General features: G+C 69.8%; 21 protein-coding genes. 15 read left to right on the top strand and 6 right to left on the bottom strand.

Going from position 1 to position 18893, the window contains the following annotated elements:
* Positions 1-71: 71 nt before the first annotated feature.
* Both AB0J64_RS11410 and AB0J64_RS11405 read right to left on the bottom strand, forming a co-directional pair.
* The gene (locus tag AB0J64_RS11410; protein WP_364024233.1) at positions 72-725 is read right to left on the bottom strand and encodes a response regulator transcription factor; all 654 of its coding nucleotides are present in this window, start codon (positions 723-725) and stop codon (positions 72-74) included.
* Positions 722-1843 carry a histidine kinase gene (locus AB0J64_RS11405; RefSeq protein WP_364024230.1) on the bottom strand — a complete coding sequence of 374 codons (1122 nt, stop codon included), beginning with the start codon at positions 1841-1843 and terminating at the stop codon, positions 722-724. Before AB0J64_RS11405 ends, AB0J64_RS11410 begins: the two co-directional genes overlap by 4 nt.
* 103 nt (positions 1844-1946) lie before the next feature.
* Between AB0J64_RS11405 and AB0J64_RS11400 the strand changes: the two genes are divergently transcribed.
* The 9 genes from AB0J64_RS11400 (at position 1947) to AB0J64_RS11360 (ending at position 9145) form a co-directional block, all read left to right on the top strand.
* Entirely contained in the window at positions 1947-3110 is a 1164-nt protein-coding gene (locus AB0J64_RS11400) for an acetoin utilization protein AcuC (RefSeq protein ID WP_364024227.1), read from the top strand.
* 13 nt (positions 3111-3123) lie between these two features.
* Positions 3124-3906 (top strand): phosphatase, encoded by a 783-nt coding sequence (locus AB0J64_RS11395; RefSeq protein ID WP_364024224.1) that lies wholly within the window; start codon positions 3124-3126, stop codon positions 3904-3906.
* Positions 3907-4219: 313 nt separating this feature from the next.
* Positions 4220-4423 (top strand): helix-turn-helix domain-containing protein, encoded by a 204-nt coding sequence (locus tag AB0J64_RS11390; RefSeq protein ID WP_026214222.1) that lies wholly within the window; start codon positions 4220-4222, stop codon positions 4421-4423.
* A gap of 175 nt (positions 4424-4598) precedes the next feature.
* Positions 4599-4697, top strand: coding sequence for an AURKAIP1/COX24 domain-containing protein (locus tag AB0J64_RS11385; protein WP_018654693.1), 99 nt, complete (start codon positions 4599-4601; stop codon positions 4695-4697).
* A gap of 22 nt (positions 4698-4719) precedes the next feature.
* On the top strand, positions 4720-5715 hold the full coding sequence (locus AB0J64_RS11380) for an NAD-dependent epimerase/dehydratase family protein (protein ID WP_364024221.1): 996 nt from the start codon (positions 4720-4722) through the stop codon (positions 5713-5715).
* A gap of 23 nt (positions 5716-5738) precedes the next feature.
* Positions 5739-6608 carry a lysophospholipid acyltransferase family protein gene (locus AB0J64_RS11375; protein WP_364024218.1) on the top strand — a complete coding sequence of 290 codons (870 nt, stop codon included), beginning with the start codon at positions 5739-5741 and terminating at the stop codon, positions 6606-6608.
* 66 nt (positions 6609-6674) lie between these two features.
* The gene (locus tag AB0J64_RS11370; RefSeq protein WP_364024216.1) at positions 6675-7469 is read left to right on the top strand and encodes an oxidoreductase; all 795 of its coding nucleotides are present in this window, start codon (positions 6675-6677) and stop codon (positions 7467-7469) included.
* Positions 7470-7541: 72 nt separating this feature from the next.
* On the top strand, positions 7542-8123 hold the full coding sequence (locus AB0J64_RS11365; protein WP_364024213.1) for a sigma-70 family RNA polymerase sigma factor: 582 nt from the start codon (positions 7542-7544) through the stop codon (positions 8121-8123).
* A 2-nt stretch (positions 8124-8125) separates the two neighbouring features.
* Positions 8126-9145: an LCP family protein gene (locus tag AB0J64_RS11360; RefSeq protein WP_364024210.1), complete on the top strand. Its 1020-nt coding sequence runs from the start codon at positions 8126-8128 to the stop codon at positions 9143-9145.
* A 4-nt stretch (positions 9146-9149) separates the two neighbouring features.
* Here AB0J64_RS11360 and AB0J64_RS11355 read toward each other — a convergent pair whose 3' ends face one another.
* Genes AB0J64_RS11355 through AB0J64_RS11345 form a run of 3 tightly spaced genes read right to left on the bottom strand, consistent with a single transcriptional unit; the run spans position 9150 to position 11416 of the window.
* A complete protein-coding gene (locus tag AB0J64_RS11355) occupies positions 9150-10022 on the bottom strand; it encodes an HAD-IB family hydrolase (protein WP_364024207.1) in 873 nt (290 codons plus the stop codon).
* A gap of 60 nt (positions 10023-10082) precedes the next feature.
* A complete protein-coding gene (locus AB0J64_RS11350; protein ID WP_364024204.1) occupies positions 10083-10718 on the bottom strand; it encodes a DUF5667 domain-containing protein in 636 nt (211 codons plus the stop codon).
* A gap of 59 nt (positions 10719-10777) precedes the next feature.
* Entirely contained in the window at positions 10778-11416 is a 639-nt protein-coding gene (locus tag AB0J64_RS11345) for a sigma-70 family RNA polymerase sigma factor (protein ID WP_364024201.1), read from the bottom strand.
* A 178-nt stretch (positions 11417-11594) separates the two neighbouring features.
* Here AB0J64_RS11345 and AB0J64_RS11340 point away from each other — a divergent pair, with 178 nt between their 5' ends.
* A complete protein-coding gene (locus AB0J64_RS11340) occupies positions 11595-13079 on the top strand; it encodes an antibiotic biosynthesis monooxygenase (protein ID WP_364024198.1) in 1485 nt (494 codons plus the stop codon).
* Here the strand turns inward: AB0J64_RS11340 and AB0J64_RS11335 are convergent.
* Complete coding sequence (locus AB0J64_RS11335; protein ID WP_364024195.1) at positions 13069-13305, bottom strand: glutaredoxin family protein; 237 nt, start codon at positions 13303-13305, stop codon at positions 13069-13071. The genes AB0J64_RS11340 and AB0J64_RS11335 overlap by 11 nt on opposite strands.
* Positions 13306-13442: 137 nt before the next feature.
* Between AB0J64_RS11335 and AB0J64_RS11330 the strand changes: the two genes are divergently transcribed.
* Genes AB0J64_RS11330 through hemB form a run of 5 tightly spaced genes read left to right on the top strand, consistent with a single transcriptional unit; the run spans position 13443 to position 18805 of the window.
* Entirely contained in the window at positions 13443-14120 is a 678-nt protein-coding gene (locus AB0J64_RS11330) for a redox-sensing transcriptional repressor Rex (RefSeq protein ID WP_357597216.1), read from the top strand.
* Positions 14117-15373, top strand: a complete 1257-nt coding sequence (locus AB0J64_RS11325; protein WP_364024192.1) for a glutamyl-tRNA reductase — start codon at positions 14117-14119, stop codon at positions 15371-15373. The genes AB0J64_RS11330 and AB0J64_RS11325 overlap by 4 nt, the downstream gene beginning before the upstream one ends.
* Entirely contained in the window at positions 15370-16284 is a 915-nt protein-coding gene (gene hemC / locus AB0J64_RS11320) for a hydroxymethylbilane synthase (protein WP_364024189.1), read from the top strand. Before AB0J64_RS11325 ends, hemC begins: the two co-directional genes overlap by 4 nt.
* A complete protein-coding gene (locus AB0J64_RS11315) occupies positions 16281-17825 on the top strand; it encodes a bifunctional uroporphyrinogen-III C-methyltransferase/uroporphyrinogen-III synthase (RefSeq protein WP_364024186.1) in 1545 nt (514 codons plus the stop codon). Before hemC ends, AB0J64_RS11315 begins: the two co-directional genes overlap by 4 nt.
* Positions 17822-18805, top strand: coding sequence for a porphobilinogen synthase (gene hemB / locus AB0J64_RS11310; protein WP_364024183.1), 984 nt, complete (start codon positions 17822-17824; stop codon positions 18803-18805). Before AB0J64_RS11315 ends, hemB begins: the two co-directional genes overlap by 4 nt.
* Positions 18806-18893 lie beyond the last annotated feature (88 nt).

Raw genomic sequence — 18893 nt, 5'->3', positions numbered from 1 at the left:
GTGCCGTCGGCCGCGCCCGGTTTCTTCCTGCGCGGGGACCGTTTCCCGCGAGGCGATCTAGGAGCCTGGTCCTACTCTCCTGGGCGGATCAGCCCGGCCTCGTAGGCCGCGATCACCGCCTGCGCCCGGTCCCTGGCGTCGATCTTGGCGAACAGGCTGGTCACGTGGTTCTTGACGGTGGAGGGGGAGACGGACAGCTCCGCGGCGATCTCGGTGTTCGAGCGGCCGCGGGCGATGAGCACGAGGATCTCCCGCTCGCGCTCGGTCAGCCCGGCCAGCTCGGCGGGCACGGGTCTCCTGCTGGAAGCCCGTACGAACGTGCCGATCAGCCGGCTCAGCAGGCGCGGCGCGACGGCCGACTCGCCCCGGTGGACCACGCGCACGCCCTCGATCAGCTCCTCGGGGGAGACGTCCTTGGGCAGGAACCCGCCGGCGCCCGCCCTGAGCGCCGCCACCACGTTCTCGTCCAGGTCGAACGTGCTCAGCGCCAGCACCCGCACCTCCGGCAGCTCCGCGGTGATCAGCTCGGTCGCCCGCACCCCGTCGAGGCCCGGCATGTGCAGGTCCATCAGCACCACGTCCGGCCGCAACCGCCTGCTCAGCTCGACTGCCTCCGCGCCGTCCCCGGCCTCGCCGACCACTCCGAGGTCGGGCTGCGCGTCGAGCATCAGCTTGAACCCCTTGCGGACCAGTCCATGGTCGTCCACCAGCAGAACCCTGATCATGTCGTCTCCAAGGGAATGCGGGCGTGCACGCGGAAACCGCCTTCTGGGCGCGGCCCGGTCGAGAGTCGGCCGCCGCATAATGCCACCCGTTCGGCCATGCCGCCCAGCCCGAACCCCGGCGCGCCGCCCCCCGCCGCCAGCCCGTCGTCCACCACCTCGACCTCCACGGCCGAGGGCCCGTACGTCAGCCGCACGCTCGCCCTGGCGCTGGCCGCGTGCTTGCGGGTGTTCGTGAGCGCCTCCTGCACGATCCGGTAGACGGCATGGTCCACGGCCGCGGGGAGCTCTACGGGCTCTCCCGTCACGGTCAGGCTGGCCGGCAGCCCCGCCGTCTTCGCCTCCTTGATCAGCGAGGGCAGCCGGTCGGCGCCCACCCCGGTCGCGGCATCGGGTCCCTCGCTGCCGTCGGCCCTGAGCACGTCGAGCAGGCGGCGCATCTCGGACATGGCCTGGCGGGCGGTCTGCTCGGCGCTCTCCAGCGCGTCCCTGGTGACCTCCTGCCCGGGCGGCAGCGTGGCGCGCGCGCCGCCGACCAGGGCGTTGATGACGGTGATGTGGTGGGCGACCACGTCGTGCAGCTCCCTGGCGATGCGCCGCCGCTCGGCACGCACGGCGGCGTCGGCGATCTCGCGCCTGCCCCGCTCGGCGAGCTCGGCCTTCAGCCGGACGATCAGCCCGATGCCCACGGGCACGCAGATGGCGAACAGCGCGGCCAGCCAGCCGCCCTTCGCGCGCCAGAACAGCTCCATGGTCGTCGCGTAGACGGCGTAGGCCCCCGCCGAGGTGATCAGGGTCGCCCGGCCGGCGGTGTATCGGCCCAAGCTGTAGCACGCGATGGCGGAGGACGGGGGGACGAATGTCACGAGCTGCGTCGCGATGCTCACGGCGTCCACCGCCGCCACCAGCGCAACAGTCACAATGGGCCGTCGGCGCCGCATCAGCAGGAGCGCCATGCCCGCCAGGTAGCTCACCATGATCAGCACGCCCCTCACCTCGCCGCCGGCGATCATGAAGGGCAGCGCGGGCACGGCTGGGAGGGTGAACACGATCACCAACGTCGTGTCGAAGACCCGAGGGCGACTGAAGAAGCGCACGATCTTGAGGAAGGTTCGCCGCACGCCCAAGACACTAAGTCACGAAATTTGCGGATCACCGCCTACAGCGAGGCGTCTGCGCTGCGGTAACGTCGGCCCCAAGGCGAGGGCACACAGAGGAGACGGGATGAGCAGGTCGGCACGGGTGATCTGGGACGACGCTCTCACCTCCTACAACTTCGGCCCGAGCCATCCGCTCGCCCCCGTGCGGGTGGAGCTGACCATGGCGCTCGCCCGCGCGCTCGGCGTCCTCGACAAGGTCGAGGTGACCGGCTGCGCGCCCGCGACCGACGCCGAGCTGTCCATGGTCCACCGGCCCGCCTACATCGAGGCCGTCAAACGCGTGTCCGCCTCCGGGCAGCCCGACCTCGGTGCCGGGCTCGGCACCGAGGACAACCCCGCGTTCAAGGGCGTGCACGAGGCCTCCGCGCTGATCGCCGGCGCGTCGCTGGCCGCCGCCCGCTCCGTCTGGGAGGGGACGGCCGAGCACGCGGTCAACGTGGCGGGCGGGCTGCACCACGCGATGGCCGCCACGGCCAGCGGCTTCTGCGTCTACAACGATCCCGCACTGGCCATCGCGTGGCTGCTGAGGCAGGGGGCGGGCCGCATCGCGTACGTGGACGTGGACGTCCACCACGGCGACGGCGTGCAGGCGGCCTTCTTCGACGACCCGAGGGTCCTGACGATCAGCCTGCACGAGAGCCCGCGCACGCTGTTCCCCGGCACCGGCTTCCCCGAGGAGACCGGCGCGGACGGGACGGCCGTCAACGTCGCGCTCCCGGCGGGGACCGGCGACGCGGGGTGGCTGCGGGCCTTCCACGCGGTCGTGCCGCCGCTGCTGCACGAGTTCAGGCCGGAGATCCTGGTCACCCAGCACGGCTGTGACAGCCACGCGCTCGACCCCCTGGCCAACCTGATGCTCAGCGTCGACGGCCAGCGGGCCGCGTACGCCGCCCTGCACCGCCTGGCCCACGAGACGGCCGGCGGCCGGTGGATCGCCACCGGCGGTGGCGGTTACGAGCTGGTGCAGGTGGTGCCGCGGGCGTGGACCCATCTCATCGCCGAGCTGGCGGGCCACCCGATCGACCCGGACACCCCCACGAGCCAGAGCTGGCGCCAGTTCGTCAGGGAACGTACGGGCGAGACACCGCCGCTGACGATGACGGACGGTCGCAATCCGGAATTTCGCGACCTGTCCGGTGGTTATGACCCAGCGGACCCCATTGACCGTGCGATCATGGCGACCCGACATGCGGTCTTCCCCCTGCACGGCCTCGATCCAATGCCCTGACGAGGAAGAAGCTGTGCTGAGCCGCGACCAACTTAGAGAGCATCTTGTCCACACGCGGATAGCCGGCGACGTCGCGACTCCCCGCGAGAACAACCTCGACCACTACAGCTCGCTCGCCAACGGCGACCCGTACTACAAGCTGGGCCTGACCTTCGACCAGCCGTGGTCGTACCGCGACGTCCTGGCGCTCATGGCCAAGTCCGCGGGTGTGGTGTCCGATCCCGACCACCGCTGGGGCCAGGACACCATCGACCCCGACCTGACGATCGACGCGCTCGACGACATGGCCGAGGCCATCGCCGCCGTGCTGTCGCGGGAGCGCCCGCGCGTCCTGTTCGCCACCGGCCACCCGACCGGGCTGCTCGCCGTGCACCTGCCGCTGGCGCGCCTGTGCGCCGAGCGCGGGGCCGAGCTGCTCACTCCTGCCGAGGGATGGGCCTACTCCGGATCCAATTTCGGACGCCGGCGCAAGATTCGTTATCTGCAGGACATCGCCATGCTCGACGACAGGGGCGCGTTCGTGCACACCCACGACGCCGCCCCCATGCGCCGCATGATCGAGGAGCTCGGCGGGGAGCTCCCCGACCTCGTGATCGGCGACCACGGCTGGGCGGGAGCGGCGGGAGAGGCGGGTGCGCACACGGTGGCGTTCGCCGACTGCAACGACCCGGGTCTGTTCCTCGGCGAGGCCGAGGGCAAGATCGACGTGGTCGTGCCACTTGATGACAACGTGCTACCACGTTTTTACGCTCCGCTGACAGAGCGGCTCGTCACTCAGGTCTCACGAGCCCTTTGAGTCGAAATCGGTCCTACCGATACGGTCTTTTCGCGCCCGCATTCCAAGAGGCTCGCTGTCCCTTTGCCAACTTTTGATGGCGCTCCGGCGACTCTTATGTGTGGCAACTTGGACAGTTCCAACGTCCAAGTGAGGTGCTCGGCCCGGCTGCTGGCCAGCGATTTCGCTGGTTCCGCTGACAGGTGGCTCCGGCGACTGAGAAACTAGGGGGTTTGCGCACCCGGAGTCCCGACTTACGCTGACGGCAGTACACGTGCGTGAGCAATGGCACCAGTGGGGATAACCCGGAAACCACGTGCGGAAGAGGCGTCCGATGGGTGCAGGCGAAAGACCTCTCAGTGAGGTGAAGTTCCTGACTGTGGCGGAAGTCGCGACGGTCATGAGGGTGTCCAAGATGACGGTGTACCGGCTCGTCCACTCTGGCGAGTTGCCGGCCATCCGTGTCGGCCGGTCGTTCAGAGTGCCTGAGCAGGCGGTACACGACTATCTGCGGGAGGCCTACATCGAGGCAGGTTGAAGTAGCGACGTGACCCGTCACGTCGTGAATGCTGTCGCGGGCGAGGCCCGGCCGTCGTAAGACGCGACCGGGCTCTCACCCCCCGGTGGGGCGATCTACCGCCCATCGCCGGTAGTCTGTGAGCCGGTGTGCGCTCGCACTCCGTTAAGACTTGCTACCAGCACCTGGGGGTCCCGTGGGCTCTGTGATCAAGAAGCGCCGCAAGCGGATGGCTAAGAAGAAGCACCGCAAGCTGTTGAAGAAGACGCGCATCCAGCGGCGTAACAAGAAGTAACTTACGCAACTGCGAGGCGCTGATGACCCACACCGTGCTTGTCACCGGGGTCTCGCGCCACATCGGCGCCCGGGTGGCGAGCGTTCTGGCTTCCGACCCGGACATCAGCCGCGTCATAGGAGTTGACACCGTGCCGCCCCCCTCGCTGACGCGGGACGGCGGCATCTCTCTCGGCCGGACTGAGTTCGTCCGGGTGGATCTGCGCAGCCCTGACATCGCTCAGGTGATCGCGGCTGCGGACATCGACACCGTTGTGCACATGAGCCTGGTCAGTGCTCCGTCGAGGAGCAGTGGCAGGGCCGCGATGAAGGAGCACAACGTCATCGGCACCATGCAGTTGCTCGGTGCCTGCCAGCGGTCGGCGACCGTGCGGCGCGTGGTGGTGCGCTCCACCACCGCCGTCTACGGCTCGTCGCCCCGCGACCCCGCGGTGTTCACCGAGGACCTGGAGCCGCCGGACGGCCCCACCCACGGCTACGCCAAGGACGCGGCCGAGGTGGAGGGCTACGTACGCGGCTTCGCGCGGCGTCGGCCCGACGTGACGGTGTCGATGCTGCGCTTCGCCAACTTCATGGGACCCGGCGTCGACTCGCCGTTGACGCGTTACTTCACCCAGCCGGTGCTGCCGACCGTGTTCGGCTTCGACCCGCGGCTGCAGTTCGTCCACGAGGACGACGCGGTCGAGGTGCTGCGCCGGATGGCGACCGAAGACCACCCCGGCACGTTCAACGTGGCCGGGGCAGGCGTGTTGCTGCTGTCGCAGTGCGCCAGGCGGGCGGGGCGGTTCTCCATGCCGCTGCCCTCGCCCGCTTTCAAGGCGCTGGGCGACACCGCACGCAGGATCGGGCTGGTCGAATACTCGCCCGAGCAGGTCAGGCTGCTGTGCCATGGCCGCGCGGTCGACACCTCCGCGCTGGAGGCGGAGCTCGGCTGGAAGCCCAAGTTCACGACCGGGGCGGCGTTCGACGACTTCCTGCGCTCGCGCGGCCTCCATCCGTTCGGAGGTGTGCGCAGTTGAGTGTTGCGCATGAGGGTGCCCGCGTGATCCCGATCAGCGCGGCGCCGTCGTTCGAGAAGCCCGACCGCGTGGCCAGGATGCTCGCCTTCCTGCGCCGTCGGGTCGAAGGCGACTACGAGGTCGACGAGTTCGGCTACGACGCCGAGCTGACCGACAAGGTGATCCTCGAGCTGATCAGGCCGCTCTACACCGAATGGTTCAGGGTGGAGACGGTCGGGCTGAAGAACCTGCCCGACGAGAGCGGGGCGCTGGTCGTCGCCAACCACTCGGGCACGCTGCCGCTCGACGCGCTGATGCTGCAGGTGGCCATGCACGACGAGGCCGGCAGGCCGCTGCGGCTGCTCGGCGCGGACCTGGTCTACCAGCTTCCGGTCCTCAGCCACCTGGCCCGCAAGACCGGCCACACCCTGGCCTGCCCCGAGGACGCCGACCGGCTGATGCGCAAGGGCGAGCTGGTCGGGGTGTTCCCCGAGGGGTTCAAGGGCGTGGGCAAGCCGTTCACCGAGCGCTACAAGCTGCAGCGGTTCGGCCGCGGCGGTTTCGTGGCCTCGGCCATCCGCGCCGGGGTGCCGATCGTGCCCACCGCGATCGTGGGGGCCGAGGAGATCTATCCCAAGATCGGCGATCTGAAGTCCCTGGCCAGGCTGCTCGGGCTGCCCTACCTGCCGATCACGCCGTTCTTCCCGCTGCTGGGGCCGCTCGGGCTGGTGCCGCTGCCGTCCAAGTGGATGATCGAGTTCGGTGAGCCGATCCGCACCGACGAGTACGAGCCGTCGGCGGCCGACGATCCCATGCTGGTGTTCAACCTCACCGACCACGTACGCGAGGTCATCCAGCAGATGCTGAACGAGCTGCGGCTGCGAAGAGGGCACGCTTTTCCGCCGCTGCTGTGAAACCGGCGGGGGCCTTTCGGTGTTCAAAGGAGGATTCGCTCTGCTGACCACCGAAAGGACATCCCCATGGATCTTCAACTTTCCGGCCGCGTCGCCGTCGTGACCGGCGCGTCCAAGGGCATCGGCCTGGCTGTCGCGCGCACCCTGGCCGAGGAGGGCGCGCACGTCGTGGCCGTCTCGCGGACCCGTTCGGACGAATGGCCCGACAAGGTCGTGCACGTGGCCGCCGACCTGATGGACCCCGAGGCGCCCGCGCGGGTCGTGGCGCGGGCCGTGGAGGAGTTCGGCGGGGTCGACATCCTGGTCAACAACGCCGGCGGCCCGCCGCCCGGCGTGACGCTGCCGCGGATGGGCTTCATGACCCCCGGCGACGACGACTGGCGCGCGATGTTCGAGTTCAACCTGTTCGCGGCCGTACGCATGATCCGCGCCGCCGTGCCCCTCATGGTCGAGCGGGGCGGCGGCTCGATCGTCAACGTCTCCTCCACCTTGAGCAAGCAGCCCGGGCCCACGAACGTCGACTACGGGGCCGCGAAGGCGGCACTGACCCACGTCGGCAAGGCCGTCTCCGAGGAGTACGGCCCCCAGGGCGTCAGGGTCAACACGGTCACGCCCGGCGCGGTGCTCACCGACTGGTGGACCAAGGAGGGCGGCGCGGCCGAGGTCTTCGCGGGCCTGGCGGGCTCCGACAAGGAGAGCGTGATCTCCGAGGTCGCCCCTGCCATGATGAAGCTCGCCACCGGGCGGCTCATCTACCCGCAGGAGATCGCCGACGCGGTCGCGCTGCTCGTGTCGCCCCGCTCGGGCAGCACGACCGGCGCCGAGTTCGTGATCGACGGAGGGCAGCTCAAGGAGCTCTGATCTCTCCCGCGTGAACCCCGGTGGCGGGTTGCGGCAAGACATCCGTGACCGATCCCCCACAGAAGGGCGGAGATGATCACGCAACCCGCCACCACCAGGGGTGCGGACTCCGAGCTCGTGAGCGCCTCGTGGACAGAACCCGAGGCGTTCGCCGAGCTCTTCGACCGCTACTCCGCCATGCTCTACAGGTACGTCTCCAAACGCCTCGGCCCTGAGCCCGCCGAGGACCTCGTCGGAGAGACGTTCCTGATCGCCTTCTCGCGCAGGAAGAGCTACGACCTGGCCTATCCGGACGCCCGGCCGTGGCTCTTCGGCATTCTCACCAAGCTCATCTCCCGGCACCACCGCAAGGAGGCCGCGCGCTACCGCGCCTTCTTGCGCGCCCCTGTGGACTCCGACGTCGAGTCGCCCGCCGACCGGGTGGCGGCCGGGGTCACCGCACAGGCCGTCCGCGCGGAGCTGGCCGGGGCGCTCGCGGCGCTGCCCGCCAAGGACCGCGACGTGCTGCTGCTGATCGCCTGGGGCGATCTCACGTACGAGGAGGTCGGGCGGGCGCTCGGCATCCCCGTCGGTACCGTGCGCTCCCGCCTCAACAGGGGCAGGCGGAAGGTGCGGGCCGCGCTCGGCGACACCAATCCCATGGAGGAGGAGTGACGATGGACGACCTGAAGCTGCTCCGGGACCTCGGAGGGGAGTTGGGGCACGAGCCGCCCGCGACGCTCGTCCGCCAGCGCGAGCGCCTGCTGCACGCCCGTCCACGGCGCCGCTGGACGGGCCGCTGGACGGCCTGGTGGACGGCCGGGCTCGTGGCCGCCGCCACGGCCACCGCCGTCGCCGTGCCCACCGTCCTGATCGCCGACCGCCACACGGCCGCGCCGCCCGCCGGGTCGCAGGCCGTGGACATGAGCGGCACGCGGAACATCCTGGTGATCGGCTCCGACACCAGGCAGGGGGAGGGGAACGCCAAATACGGCCCCATGCTGGCCAGGCAGGGTGGGGGAAAGCGCTCCGACACCATCATGATCGTCCACGTTCCCGCCGACCGCGGGCAGGCCACGGCGGTCAGCGTCCCACGCGACTCCATGGTCGCGATCCCACGCTGCGGCTCGTCGCCCGCCAGGACCGACATGATCAACTCGGCGTACGACACCGGCGGGGCCGACTGCCTCAAGCGGACCTTGGAGTCCCTGACCGGGCTGCGGATCAATCACTCGGTGGAGGTGGACTTCGCCGGCTTCAAGGGCATGGTCGACGCGCTCGGGGGCGTGCAGGTCACGCTGCCCGAGGCCGTGAACGACAAGGCGTCCAAGCTCCACCTGCCCGCGGGAAAGAGCCTGCTGAACGGGGAGGCCGCGCTCGGGTACGTGCGGCTGCGGCAGTACGGCGACGGATCCGACGTTCAGCGGATCAAGCGGCAGCAGGGGCTCGTGATGGCGATGTTCAAGAAGGCCCGATCGGGGTTCTCCTCACCCGACCGGCTCAAGTCCTTCCTGGGGATGGTGCGCAAGTCGGTCAAGACCGACTTGAGTGTGGAGTCCATGTACGAACTGGCCACCGAGCTGTCCCGGACCAAGCTGTCCCTGGTGACGGTGCCGTGGGCGCCGCACCCGGAGGACAAGAACCGGGTGGCGTGGAAGCAGCCGGAGGCCGAGCAGCTGTTCAAGCAACTTCGCTGATGGGTCACGACTGGCCGCGATAGTGGCGGCGCAGGGCGATGCCGGCCGCGACGCCCCCCGCGACCGCGCCCACGCCGGCGGCGATGGGCAGGGCCGTGAGGGTGGCCTTGCGGCCGGTGCGGAAGTCCTTGATCGGCCAGTCGTGCTTCCTGGCGTGCTCCCGCAACTCGCTGTCGGGATTGATGGCCACGGCCTGCCCCACCAGCGAGAGCATGGGCAGGTCGTTGGCCGAGTCGCTGTAGGCCGTGCAGCGGGTCAGGTCGAGGCCCTCGCGGCGGGCCAGCGCGCGCACCGCCTCGGCCTTGGCCGGCCCGTGCAGCAGGTCGCCCACCAGATGCCCCGTGTAGACCCCGTCGCTGGTCTCCGCGACAGTCCCGAGCGCGCCCGTCAGGCCGAGCCGTTGCGCGATGACCCGGGCCAGCTCCACGGGCGTGGCGGTGACGAGCCAGACGCGCTGGCCGGTGTCCAGGTGGCTCTGGGCGAGCGCCCTGGTGCCGCCCCAGATGCGGTCGGCCATGACCTCGTCGTAGATCTCCTCGCCGAGGCGTACGACGTCGTCGACCTTGGCCCCCGCGACGAACGCCAGCGCCGTCTCCCTGGCCACCGCGATGTGCTCGGGGTTCTCGTTGCCGCGCAGCCGGAACACGGCCTGCCCGACGGCGAACTTCAGCAGGTCGGACGTCGTGAACATGCCACGGGTGGCCAGCCCGCGGGCGAAGTGGTAGATCGAGGCCCCGCGCATCATCGTGTTGTCGACGTCGAAGAAGGCCGCCGCCTGGAGGTCCGGCTCGACAGGGGCGACCGTGACCGCCGCCCGAGCCGCGGCCTCGCCGGCGGCCTCTGGCTCCACCTGGTGTCGTCGAAATAGCCGCCACATGGGCCTCAGCTTACAGAGCGGCCGCCGAAGGCCCTGTCTTTCCTGCGAAGCAGGACGGGGCTAGTGAGGCGCGGCCAGACCGTCGATGTAGTCGAGGTATCCCTCTGCTTGGGCCAGCTGAGAGTCGTCGAGCTGCGTGAGCATGGGCCCGACCACCTTCTTCTGGTCCCGCGCGAACTTCTTGATCTTGCCCGAGCGCGGCTCCGCCCGCTCCAGGCGGCTGATGCCCGAGCGCGTGGACTCCTCCATGTCCTTCAGCGTCTTGCTGACCAGCGGGCCGTCCTCGGACGAGCCGAGCAGGGTGGCGACCTCTCTGGCCCGGGTCTTGGCAGAGTCGAGCTCGCGCTCGCCGCGTTCGGCGTCGTCGCTGCTGAGGCGTACGAGCGTGGTCTCCGCGGCGCGCTTGAGCGGGTAGAGGGTGTCTCCCGGCACCGACTGGTACGTGGCGAACGAGGAGACCATCATGGCCGCCGCCAGCCCCACCGTGGCCAGCTGTGACAGCAGCGGCCGGCGGTGGGCCGCGCGGCGGCGCGGGTGCTCGGCCGCCTCCGGCTCCTCCGACGGGAGCTCGCCGGAGAGGAGCTGAGTCCGCAGGCGCTCGCGGAAGGCGGGCTCGGGGGCGCCGCCGAGAGGCAGGCCGCGCAGCTCCGTGAGGTGCTCGAGCAGGCGCTCCCGCCGAATGCGCGCCCTACCCATGACAGCTCCCTGACGGATCCGGTAGTGACATCTGACTAACGAGGTGCGAATGGAGGAGGTTACGCCAGGTCGTGCTTGAGCGCCCTGGCCAGTGCCCGAATGGCGCGGAACTGCAGCGCTTTGATCGCTCCACTCTTCTTCCCCATGATCAGCGCGGTTTCCGCGAGCGAGAGGCCGTGCAGGAAGCGCAGGACCACGCATTCCTGCTGTTCGGGATTGAGATCTCGGACGGCACGCAGCACTCGGTCGTTGATGATGGCGTTGACCACGGCGTTCTCCGGAATGTGCGAGCCGTCGAGCGGGACGTCGATGATCTCGCCTGTCGGGATCTCCAGCCGGTAGCGCCCCGACTTGAAGTGGTCGGTGACCAGATTTCTCGCGATGGTCACGAGCCAGGCGCCGAAATCACGCCCCTGCCACGTGAAGTCGCTGATCCTGCGCAGCGCGCGCAGAAAGGTCTCGCTGGTGAGGTCCTCGGCTAATTGGTGCGACCCCACCCGGAAGTAGATGTAGCGATAGACGAGGTCCACGTACCGGTCGTAGAGCGTGCCAAAGGAATCCGTGCATCCGCTCTTGGCATCCAGCACCAGCGTACGGATGTCGTCGGGCACTTCTTCGCGCACGGCGGGCTCGCCCGTCCGGGCAGGCGCAGCGACCGCTGGCGCAAGCAGCCCGGCGAACGGTGACGAGTCAGGCATCCGGTATCCCTACGGGTAAGGGGTGCGGCGTGCTCGAACACTCTAGAAATCAACCGGAAATTCCACAATCCACAGCTTGCTGGCATGACTAGGCGTAATCGCCGGATACGGTGTCATCCGGCCCCTTCCCTCTTCGGCTACCGGCTTGGAGGCATAGTCCGGCAGCATTGGAGTCACCATGGAGATCCTCGTTGCTGTCATAGCTTTCGCCGGTGCGCTCATGGCCGCGGTGGCCGCCGGCGCCCTGATCCAACGGCTTCGCGACGAGTCGGAGGGGTGGTTGATCGCCTGGACCGTTGCAGTCGCGTCGTTGTGCGTTTCACTGGGCGTGATCGGCGTCGGCTACATCTTCGGGTTCGGCGAGGTGACGTTCCGCCTCTACCAGGTGACCGGGTCGATGCTGGTGCCGCTCTGGCTGGCGGTCGGGCTGATCCAGCTGCTGGTGGAGCAGGTGCCGCCGAGGTTCCTGGCGTGGCTGTTCGGCATCGCGCTGACCGTCGTCTCCGGCACGATCATGATCTTCGACCCGCTCAAGGCCGAGGTGGCGGGCAAGGTGCTGCCCGCGGGCTCGAACTTCTGGGGGATCTTCCCTGGCTACCTGCTGATCGGCGTGCACGCCGTCGCCGGGCTGATCATGCTGGCGATGCTCGTGATGGCCGGGCTCAAGTGGCGCCAGGGCGACGAGTACGACACCGACAACATGCACGCGGTCGCGGTCATCGTCCCCTCGGGGCTGGCGCTCGTGGGCGCGATGAGGTTCACGGTGGCCCCGCTGTTCACCACTGTGCTGCTCGTCGTCGCCGGGGCGGCCGTCTGGTACACCGTGCTGCGGCCCCTGGCGCCGTACGAGGACGACGACGAGGACGACTTCGACTCCGACCGCGACCCGAGGCCCTCGCGCCGGGACGATCGCTCTCAGCGCCGCGAGGAGCGTGCGCAGCACCGCGAGGAGCGGCCCGCGCAGCCCCAGGCAAGCCACATGGGCATGTCCGAGCCCGGGCCAGGCGGCCCCGGTGGCCCTGGCGGTCCCGGTGGCCCTGGTGGTCCCGGTGGTCCTGGGCTGCCTCCCTCGCCGCCGCGCAGGGCGACGGGGCTGGGCGACCTGGTGGCCGAATATCGCGCGGGCGACAAGGAGGTCGACTACGCCGCGCGCATGACGCCGCCGCCCGACGCGGGACCCGCGACCGGCTACATCATGAACGGCGGCACGCCCGCCGGACAGGCGCCGGCCCCCCAGCGCCCCGACTACGCCATGCCGGCGACGGGGGCGGTCTATCCGGGCGCCGAGATGTTCTCGCCCGCTCAGCAGCAGCAGCCGGGCTCCGGCAAGCCCTCGCCGAACATCTACGGCCTGCTCACCGTCTTCACGATCATGGACGGCGCCGGGGAGGCGTTCGACCGGCTGGCCGAGGCGACCGTCGAGGCCGTGCGCCGCGGCGAGCCCGACACCCTCGTGTACGCCTGCCACTCCGTCAAGTCGGCCCCCCTGCAGCGCATCGTCTACGAGCTCTACCGCGACGAGGTCGCCTACCGCGACCACCAGCGCCAGCCGCACGTCGAGAGGTTCGTCAACGAGCGGCAGTCGATGGTGCTGGCCACCAACGTCATCGAGCTGAACGTCAACGCCGCCAAGGTGGTGCCGCTGCCGACGGCTATGTACTGAGGGCCTGCCTCAGCCGGGCCTCGTCCACCCGCCAGAAGTCGTGCTGCACGCCGTCGATCAGCGTGACCGGGATCATCTCCCAGTACTTCTCCTGGAGCTCCTCGGAGGACTCGATGCTGATCTCCTCCCAGGGCACGCCGAGCTCGCCCGCCACCCTGGCGATGACCTCACGCGCGTCCTCACACAGGTGACAGCCGGGCTTGCCGAGCAAGGTGATGCGATGCATACCGCACAAGCTACCCCTGCGTGGGCACACGGGACCCCTGCGACTTTGTGCATCGGTTCACAAAGGGATTAACCTGAAAGACGGTTCGATTCCGTTCCCGCGGCCCCCACGCCGCCCGTCCCCTGGAGCTCCGGCCCGTGAAGAGCCCGTCCCAATCCCGTGACCGCGGTATCCCCGAGGCGACGGTCGCCAGGCTTCCGTTGTACCTCCGGGCGCTGCACGGGATGGCCGAGCGGGGCATCGCGACCGTCAGCTCCGAGGACCTCGCCGTGGCGGCGGGGGTCAATTCCGCCAAATTGCGCAAAGACCTCTCACACCTGGGCTCATACGGCACCCGGGGCGTAGGCTATGACGTCGAGTACCTCGTGTACCAGATCTCCCGTGAGCTGGGCCTGACGCAAGACTGGGCGGTGGCGATCGTCGGAGTCGGTAACCTCGGCCGCGCGCTGGCCAACTACGGCGGTTTCGTCTCCCGAGGCTTCCGGGTGGCAGCGCTTGTGGACGCCGACCCCGAAGTCGTGGGCGACACCATCGCGGGGTTGAATGTTGAACACATCGACGAACTTGAAGCCGTCATCAAGCGGCGCGGAGTCTCGATCGTGGTTCTGGCGACACCGGCGGCAGCGGCGCAGGAAGTATGCGATCGCGTGATCTCCGTGGGCGTGACCAGCATCCTGAACTTCGCCCCGGTTGTGCTTTCTGTGCCGGAAAGCGTCGATGTCCGTAAAGTCGACCTATCTATAGAACTGCAGATTCTCGCGTTCCACGAGCAACGCAAGGCTGGGGGGCCACTCATGGCGATGGACAGTCAATGAGTGTTCTGGCTGTCGGACTCAGCCACCGGACCGCTCCGGTGGCCCTGCTGGAGCGCGTCTCGGTGTCGGGCGACGCGCTCGTCAAGCTCCTGCACGACGTGCAGCAGGATCCCTGCGTCGCGGAGGCCATGGTGGTCTCGACCTGCAACAGGGTCGAGGTCTACGTCACGGTCGACCGCTTCCACGCCGCGGTCACCGCCGTCAGCGGCCTGCTGGGCGTCCACTCGGGCGTCCCGGTCGAGGAGCTGACGCCGCACCTCTACGTGCACTACGAGGAGCGGGCCGTCGAGCACCTGTTCTCCATGGTGTGCGGGCTCGACGCCATGGTCGTGGGCGAGGGCCAGATCCTCGGCCAGGTCCGCCAGGCGCTCAAGCTGGCGCAGCGCCACGGCACCGTCGGCACCACCCTCAACGAGCTGGTCCAGCAGGCGCTGCGGATCGGCAAGCGGGCGCACCACGAGACCGGCATCGACAAGGCCGGCCCCTCCCTCGTCTCGGCCGGCCTGGCCCTGGCGGGCGACCTGCCCGGTCGGCGGGCGCTGGTGGTGGGGGCGGGCTCCATGAGCTCGCTGGCCGCCGTCACGCTGGCGCGCGCCGGGATCACCGACATCGTGGTGGCCAACCGTACGTTCGAGCGCGGCGCCCGGCTCGCCGAGTCGGTCGGCGGCAGGGCCGTGCCGTTCTCCGCGATGGCCGAGGAGCTCCCCGGCGCCGACATCGTCATCACCTGCACCGGCGCGGGCCGCCACATCGTCACCCCTGACATGCTGAACGGGCCCACGTTCCTCCTGGACCTGGCGCTGCCCCACGACATCGACCCGGCGGTGCGCGCCGTGCCGGGCGTCACGCTGGTGGACCTGGAGACGATCAAGGAGTCCGGCATCGGCTCCCGCGAGGGCGACTCGGTGGCCTCCGTACGCGGGCTCGTCGCCGAGGAGCTGCGCGCGTACCTCAACGCCGAGCGGGCCGCCAAGGTCACCCCGACCGTGGTGGCGCTGCGCAGCAAGGCGGCGAGCGTCGTCGAGTCCGAGCTCGGGCGCCTCCTCATGCGCGTGCCGAGCCTCGACGAGCGGGCCAGGGACGAGGTCGCCATGACCGTGCAGCGGATCGTCGACAAACTGCTCCACGAGCCCACTGTGCGTGTCAAGCAGTTGGCCGCCTCCCCAGGAGGCGATCATTATGCGGAAGCGCTGCGTGAGCTGTTCGATCTCGATCCCAAGATGCCCGAGGCCGTGAGGGAGGTGGAGCTGTGACGTCGGGAGCTCTGCGGCTGGGGACCCGTCGCAGTCTGATGGCGACCACGCAGTCGCAGATGGTGGCCGACGCCTACACCCGGCTCACCGGACGCGCGGTCGAGCTGGTCGGGGTCACGACGTTCGGCGACGTCACCAAGACCCACCTCGCGCAGCTCGGCGGCACGGGCGTGTTCGTCACCGCGCTGCGCGACAAGCTCGCCGAGGGCGAGGTCGACTTCGCCGTCCACTCGCTGAAGGACCTGCCGACCACGCAGGACCCGCGGTTCACGCTGGCCGCCATCCCCGCCCGCCACGACCACCGCGATGCGCTGGTCGGCCCGCACAAGTTCGCCGACCTGGCGCCGGGCGCCAGGGTCGGCACCGGCTCGCCGCGCAGGGTCGCCATGCTCAGCGCGCTCCGCCCTGACCTGGAGTACGTCCCGATCCGCGGCAACGCCGACACCCGTATCGGCAAGGTAACCTCAGGTGAGCTCGACGCGGTCGTGCTGGCCTCGGCCGGCCTGACCAGGATCGGCCGCGAGGCCGACATCGCACAGATCTTCGAGGTAGAAGAGCTGCTGCCTGCTCCCGGTCAGGGGGCGCTGGCCGTGGAGTGCAGGTCCGACCGGACCGACCTCATCGAGCTCCTGAGTGTGCTCGACGACCCGCGCACGCGCTCCGCGGTGACCGCCGAGCGAGCCGTGCTGTCGGCTCTCGAGGCCGGTTGCTCCGCTCCGGTGGGTGCTTTCGCGGTCGATGACGGGCACACTCTGAACCTGACCGCCGTGGTCGTCTCCATCGACGGCCGCGAGGCGGTCCGCAAGTCCGCCGCCGGCTCTCCTTCGGAGGCTGTGAACCTGGGCCGCCGCCTCGCGGCCGAGATGATCGCCGAAGGGGCCGACAGATTGATGGGGGAGCAATCCCATTGAGCTCCGATAGTCCAACCTCCGGTTTCGTCGCGTTCGTGGGCGCGGGACCCGGCGATCCCAACCTGCTCACCCTTCGTGCCGCCGAGCTGCTCTCCAAGGCCGACGCCGTGGTGCTCGGCGACGAAACGCACCGCCCGCTGCTGCGCCACTGCCGTGAAGGCGTCGAGGTCATCGAGGACGACCTGGTGAAACGCGCCAAGCGGGGGCAACTCGTGGTGCGCCTGTGCGAGGGCGACCCCATGCTGTTCTCCTCGATCACCGAGGAGGTCGCGGCCTGCGCCGCGGCGGAGGTGGACTTCGAGATCGTGCCCGGCGTGCCGCCCGCGACCGCCGTGCTCACGTACGCGGGCATCCCTCCGGCGACCTCCGTGCCCGAGTTCCGTGTCGTGGACGCCGCGCAGGAGCAGGACTGGTCCGTCCACGCCGCCTGCCGCGGCACGCTGGTGATCTACAACGGTCTGTCCGACGCGGTGGCCATCGGCAAGGCCCTCGTCGCGGGCGGCAAGCCCGACACCACGCCCGTCGCGGTCAGCAGCGGCGGCACCACCACCGAGCAGTACACCGTGGTGTCCTCGCTCGGCCGGCTGCAGGCCGACCTCAAGCACGCCGGGTTCACCGAGCCGGCGCTCATCGTCGTCGGCGAGGCCGTGGGCCTGCGTGACAAGCTGTCGTGGTTCGAGACCAAGCCGCTGTTCGGGTGGCGGGTGCTGGTGCCCCGTACCAAGGAGCAGTCGCGCAGCCTGTCCGAGCAGCTCGTCGCGTACGGCGCCGTGCCGGAGGAGGTGCCGACCATCTCGGTCGAGCCGCCCCGCACGCCGCAGCAGATGGACCGCGCCATCAAGGGGCTCGTCACCGGCCGCTACGAGTGGGTGGCCTTCACCAGCGCCAACGCGGTCAAGGCCGTGCGCGAGAAGTTCGAGGAGTACGGGCTCGACGCGCGGGCCTTCGCCGGGCTGAAGGTGGCGGCCGTGGGCGACGCGACCGCGCAGGCCCTGGTCGAGTTCGGGGTCAAGCCCGATCTGCTGCCGTCGGGGGAGCAGTCCTCCGAGGGGCTGGTGGCCGAGTGGCCGCCGTACGACTCGATGCTCGACCCGATCAACCGCGTGCTGCTGCCGCGGGCCGACATCTCCACGGACACGCTGGTGGCCGGGCTCACCGAGCTGGGCTGGGAGTGCGACGACGTCACCGCGTACCGCACCGTGCGGGCCGCGCCGCCGCCCGCGCCCATCCGCGAGGCGATCAAGGGCGGCGGCTTCGACGCCGTGCTCTTCACGTCCTCGTCCACCGTGCGCAACCTGGTGGGCATCGCGGGCAAGCCGCACAACGTCACGGTGATCGCGGTCATCGGGCCGCAGACGGCCAAGACGGCCGAGGAGTTCGGGCTCCGCGTGGACGTGATGGCCGACAAGCCGTCGGCGTCCGCGCTGGCGGCCGCGGTGGCCGAGTACGGAGCCAAGCAGCGGCAGGCGGCCCTGGCCGCGGGCGACACCCCGCGCAAGCCCTCGCAGAACCGCAGAGGCGCCAGAAGGAGAGGCAAATGAGCGCCGAATACCCCATCGCGCGACCCCGGCGGCTGCGGCGCAGCCCCGCCCTGCGGCGGATGGTGGCGGGCACCAGGCTGCACGCCGCCGACCTGATCCTGCCCATGTTCGTCAAGGAAGGCCTCACCGAGCCGCAGCCCGTGGCCTCGATGCCGGGCGTGGTCCAGCACACCCGCGACTCGCTGCGCAAGGCCGCCCGCGAGGCGGCGGAGGCGGGCGTGGGCGGTCTCATCCTGTTCGGCATCCCCGCGGTGAAGGACGCCAGGGGCTCGGCCGCCGACGATCCCGACGGGATCCTGCAGGTGGCGCTCCGTGACGTGACCGCCGAGGTCGGCGACGCGACCGTGGTCATGGCCGACACGTGCCTCGACGAGTTCACCGACCACGGGCACTGCGGGATCCTCACCCCGTCCGGCGATGTGGACAACGACGCCACGCTGGAGCGGTACGCCTCGATCGCGGTGGCCCAGGCGGCCGCCGGGTCGCAGATGGTGGCGCCGAGCGGGATGATGGACGGCCAGGTCGGGGCGATCAGGGCGGCTCTGGACGGGGCCGGCTATGGAAATATCCCGATTTTGTCCTATTCGGTGAAGTACGCGTCCGCCTTCTTCGGGCCCTTCCGCGAGGCCGCCGAGTGCGCACCGCAGTTCGGCGACCGCAGCACCCACCAGCAGGACCCGGCGGGGCCGCTGAACGAGGCGCTGCGCGAGGTCCGGCTCGACCTCGCCGAGGGCGCCGACGCCGTCATGGTCAAGCCCGCGCTGGCCTACCTCGACGTCATCACCCGTGTCCGTGACGAGGTGGACGTGCCGGTGGCGGCGTACCAGGTGAGCGGCGAGTACGCCATGATCGAGGCGGCCGCGGCCAACGGCTGGGTCGACCGTGATCGGATGATCATGGAATCGCTGGTCGCGATCAAGCGCGCCGGTGCCGATCTGATCCTCACGTACTGGGCAACGGAAGTGGCACGACGTCTCTAACCTTGGGGTTTCCCGTCAACTCCTGAGGCCTGTGCGTTAGAGTGCGATAACAAGTGCTGGTGTGTCCCGCGTGGTGCGTACTGCTGCC

The sequence above is a fragment of the Nonomuraea sp. NPDC049695 genome, assembly GCF_040674955.1.
Lineage (GTDB): Bacteria > Actinomycetota > Actinomycetes > Streptosporangiales > Streptosporangiaceae > Nonomuraea > Nonomuraea helvata.
The sequence above is the reverse complement of the archived record's forward strand: the minus strand, read 5'-3'. Positions and strand labels throughout refer to the sequence as shown.

Coding starts and splice junctions, on each gene's coding strand:
- AB0J64_RS11410 (WP_364024233.1), bottom strand. CDS start 725: ATGATCAGGGTTCTGCTGGTGGACGACCATGGACTGGTCCGCAAGGGG.
- AB0J64_RS11400 (WP_364024227.1), top strand. CDS start 1,947: ATGAGCAGGTCGGCACGGGTGATCTGGGACGACGCTCTCACCTCCTAC.
- AB0J64_RS11390 (WP_026214222.1), top strand. CDS start 4,220: ATGGGTGCAGGCGAAAGACCTCTCAGTGAGGTGAAGTTCCTGACTGTG.
- AB0J64_RS11380 (WP_364024221.1), top strand. CDS start 4,720: ATGACCCACACCGTGCTTGTCACCGGGGTCTCGCGCCACATCGGCGCC.
- AB0J64_RS11370 (WP_364024216.1), top strand. CDS start 6,675: ATGGATCTTCAACTTTCCGGCCGCGTCGCCGTCGTGACCGGCGCGTCC.
- AB0J64_RS11365 (WP_364024213.1), top strand. CDS start 7,542: ATGATCACGCAACCCGCCACCACCAGGGGTGCGGACTCCGAGCTCGTG.
- AB0J64_RS11360 (WP_364024210.1), top strand. CDS start 8,126: ATGGACGACCTGAAGCTGCTCCGGGACCTCGGAGGGGAGTTGGGGCAC.
- AB0J64_RS11355 (WP_364024207.1), bottom strand. CDS start 10,022: ATGTGGCGGCTATTTCGACGACACCAGGTGGAGCCAGAGGCCGCCGGC.
- AB0J64_RS11350 (WP_364024204.1), bottom strand. CDS start 10,718: ATGGGTAGGGCGCGCATTCGGCGGGAGCGCCTGCTCGAGCACCTCACG.
- AB0J64_RS11345 (WP_364024201.1), bottom strand. CDS start 11,416: ATGCCTGACTCGTCACCGTTCGCCGGGCTGCTTGCGCCAGCGGTCGCT.
- AB0J64_RS11340 (WP_364024198.1), top strand. CDS start 11,595: ATGGAGATCCTCGTTGCTGTCATAGCTTTCGCCGGTGCGCTCATGGCC.
- AB0J64_RS11335 (WP_364024195.1), bottom strand. CDS start 13,305: ATGCATCGCATCACCTTGCTCGGCAAGCCCGGCTGTCACCTGTGTGAG.
- AB0J64_RS11325 (WP_364024192.1), top strand. CDS start 14,117: ATGAGTGTTCTGGCTGTCGGACTCAGCCACCGGACCGCTCCGGTGGCC.
- hemB (WP_364024183.1), top strand. CDS start 17,822: ATGAGCGCCGAATACCCCATCGCGCGACCCCGGCGGCTGCGGCGCAGC.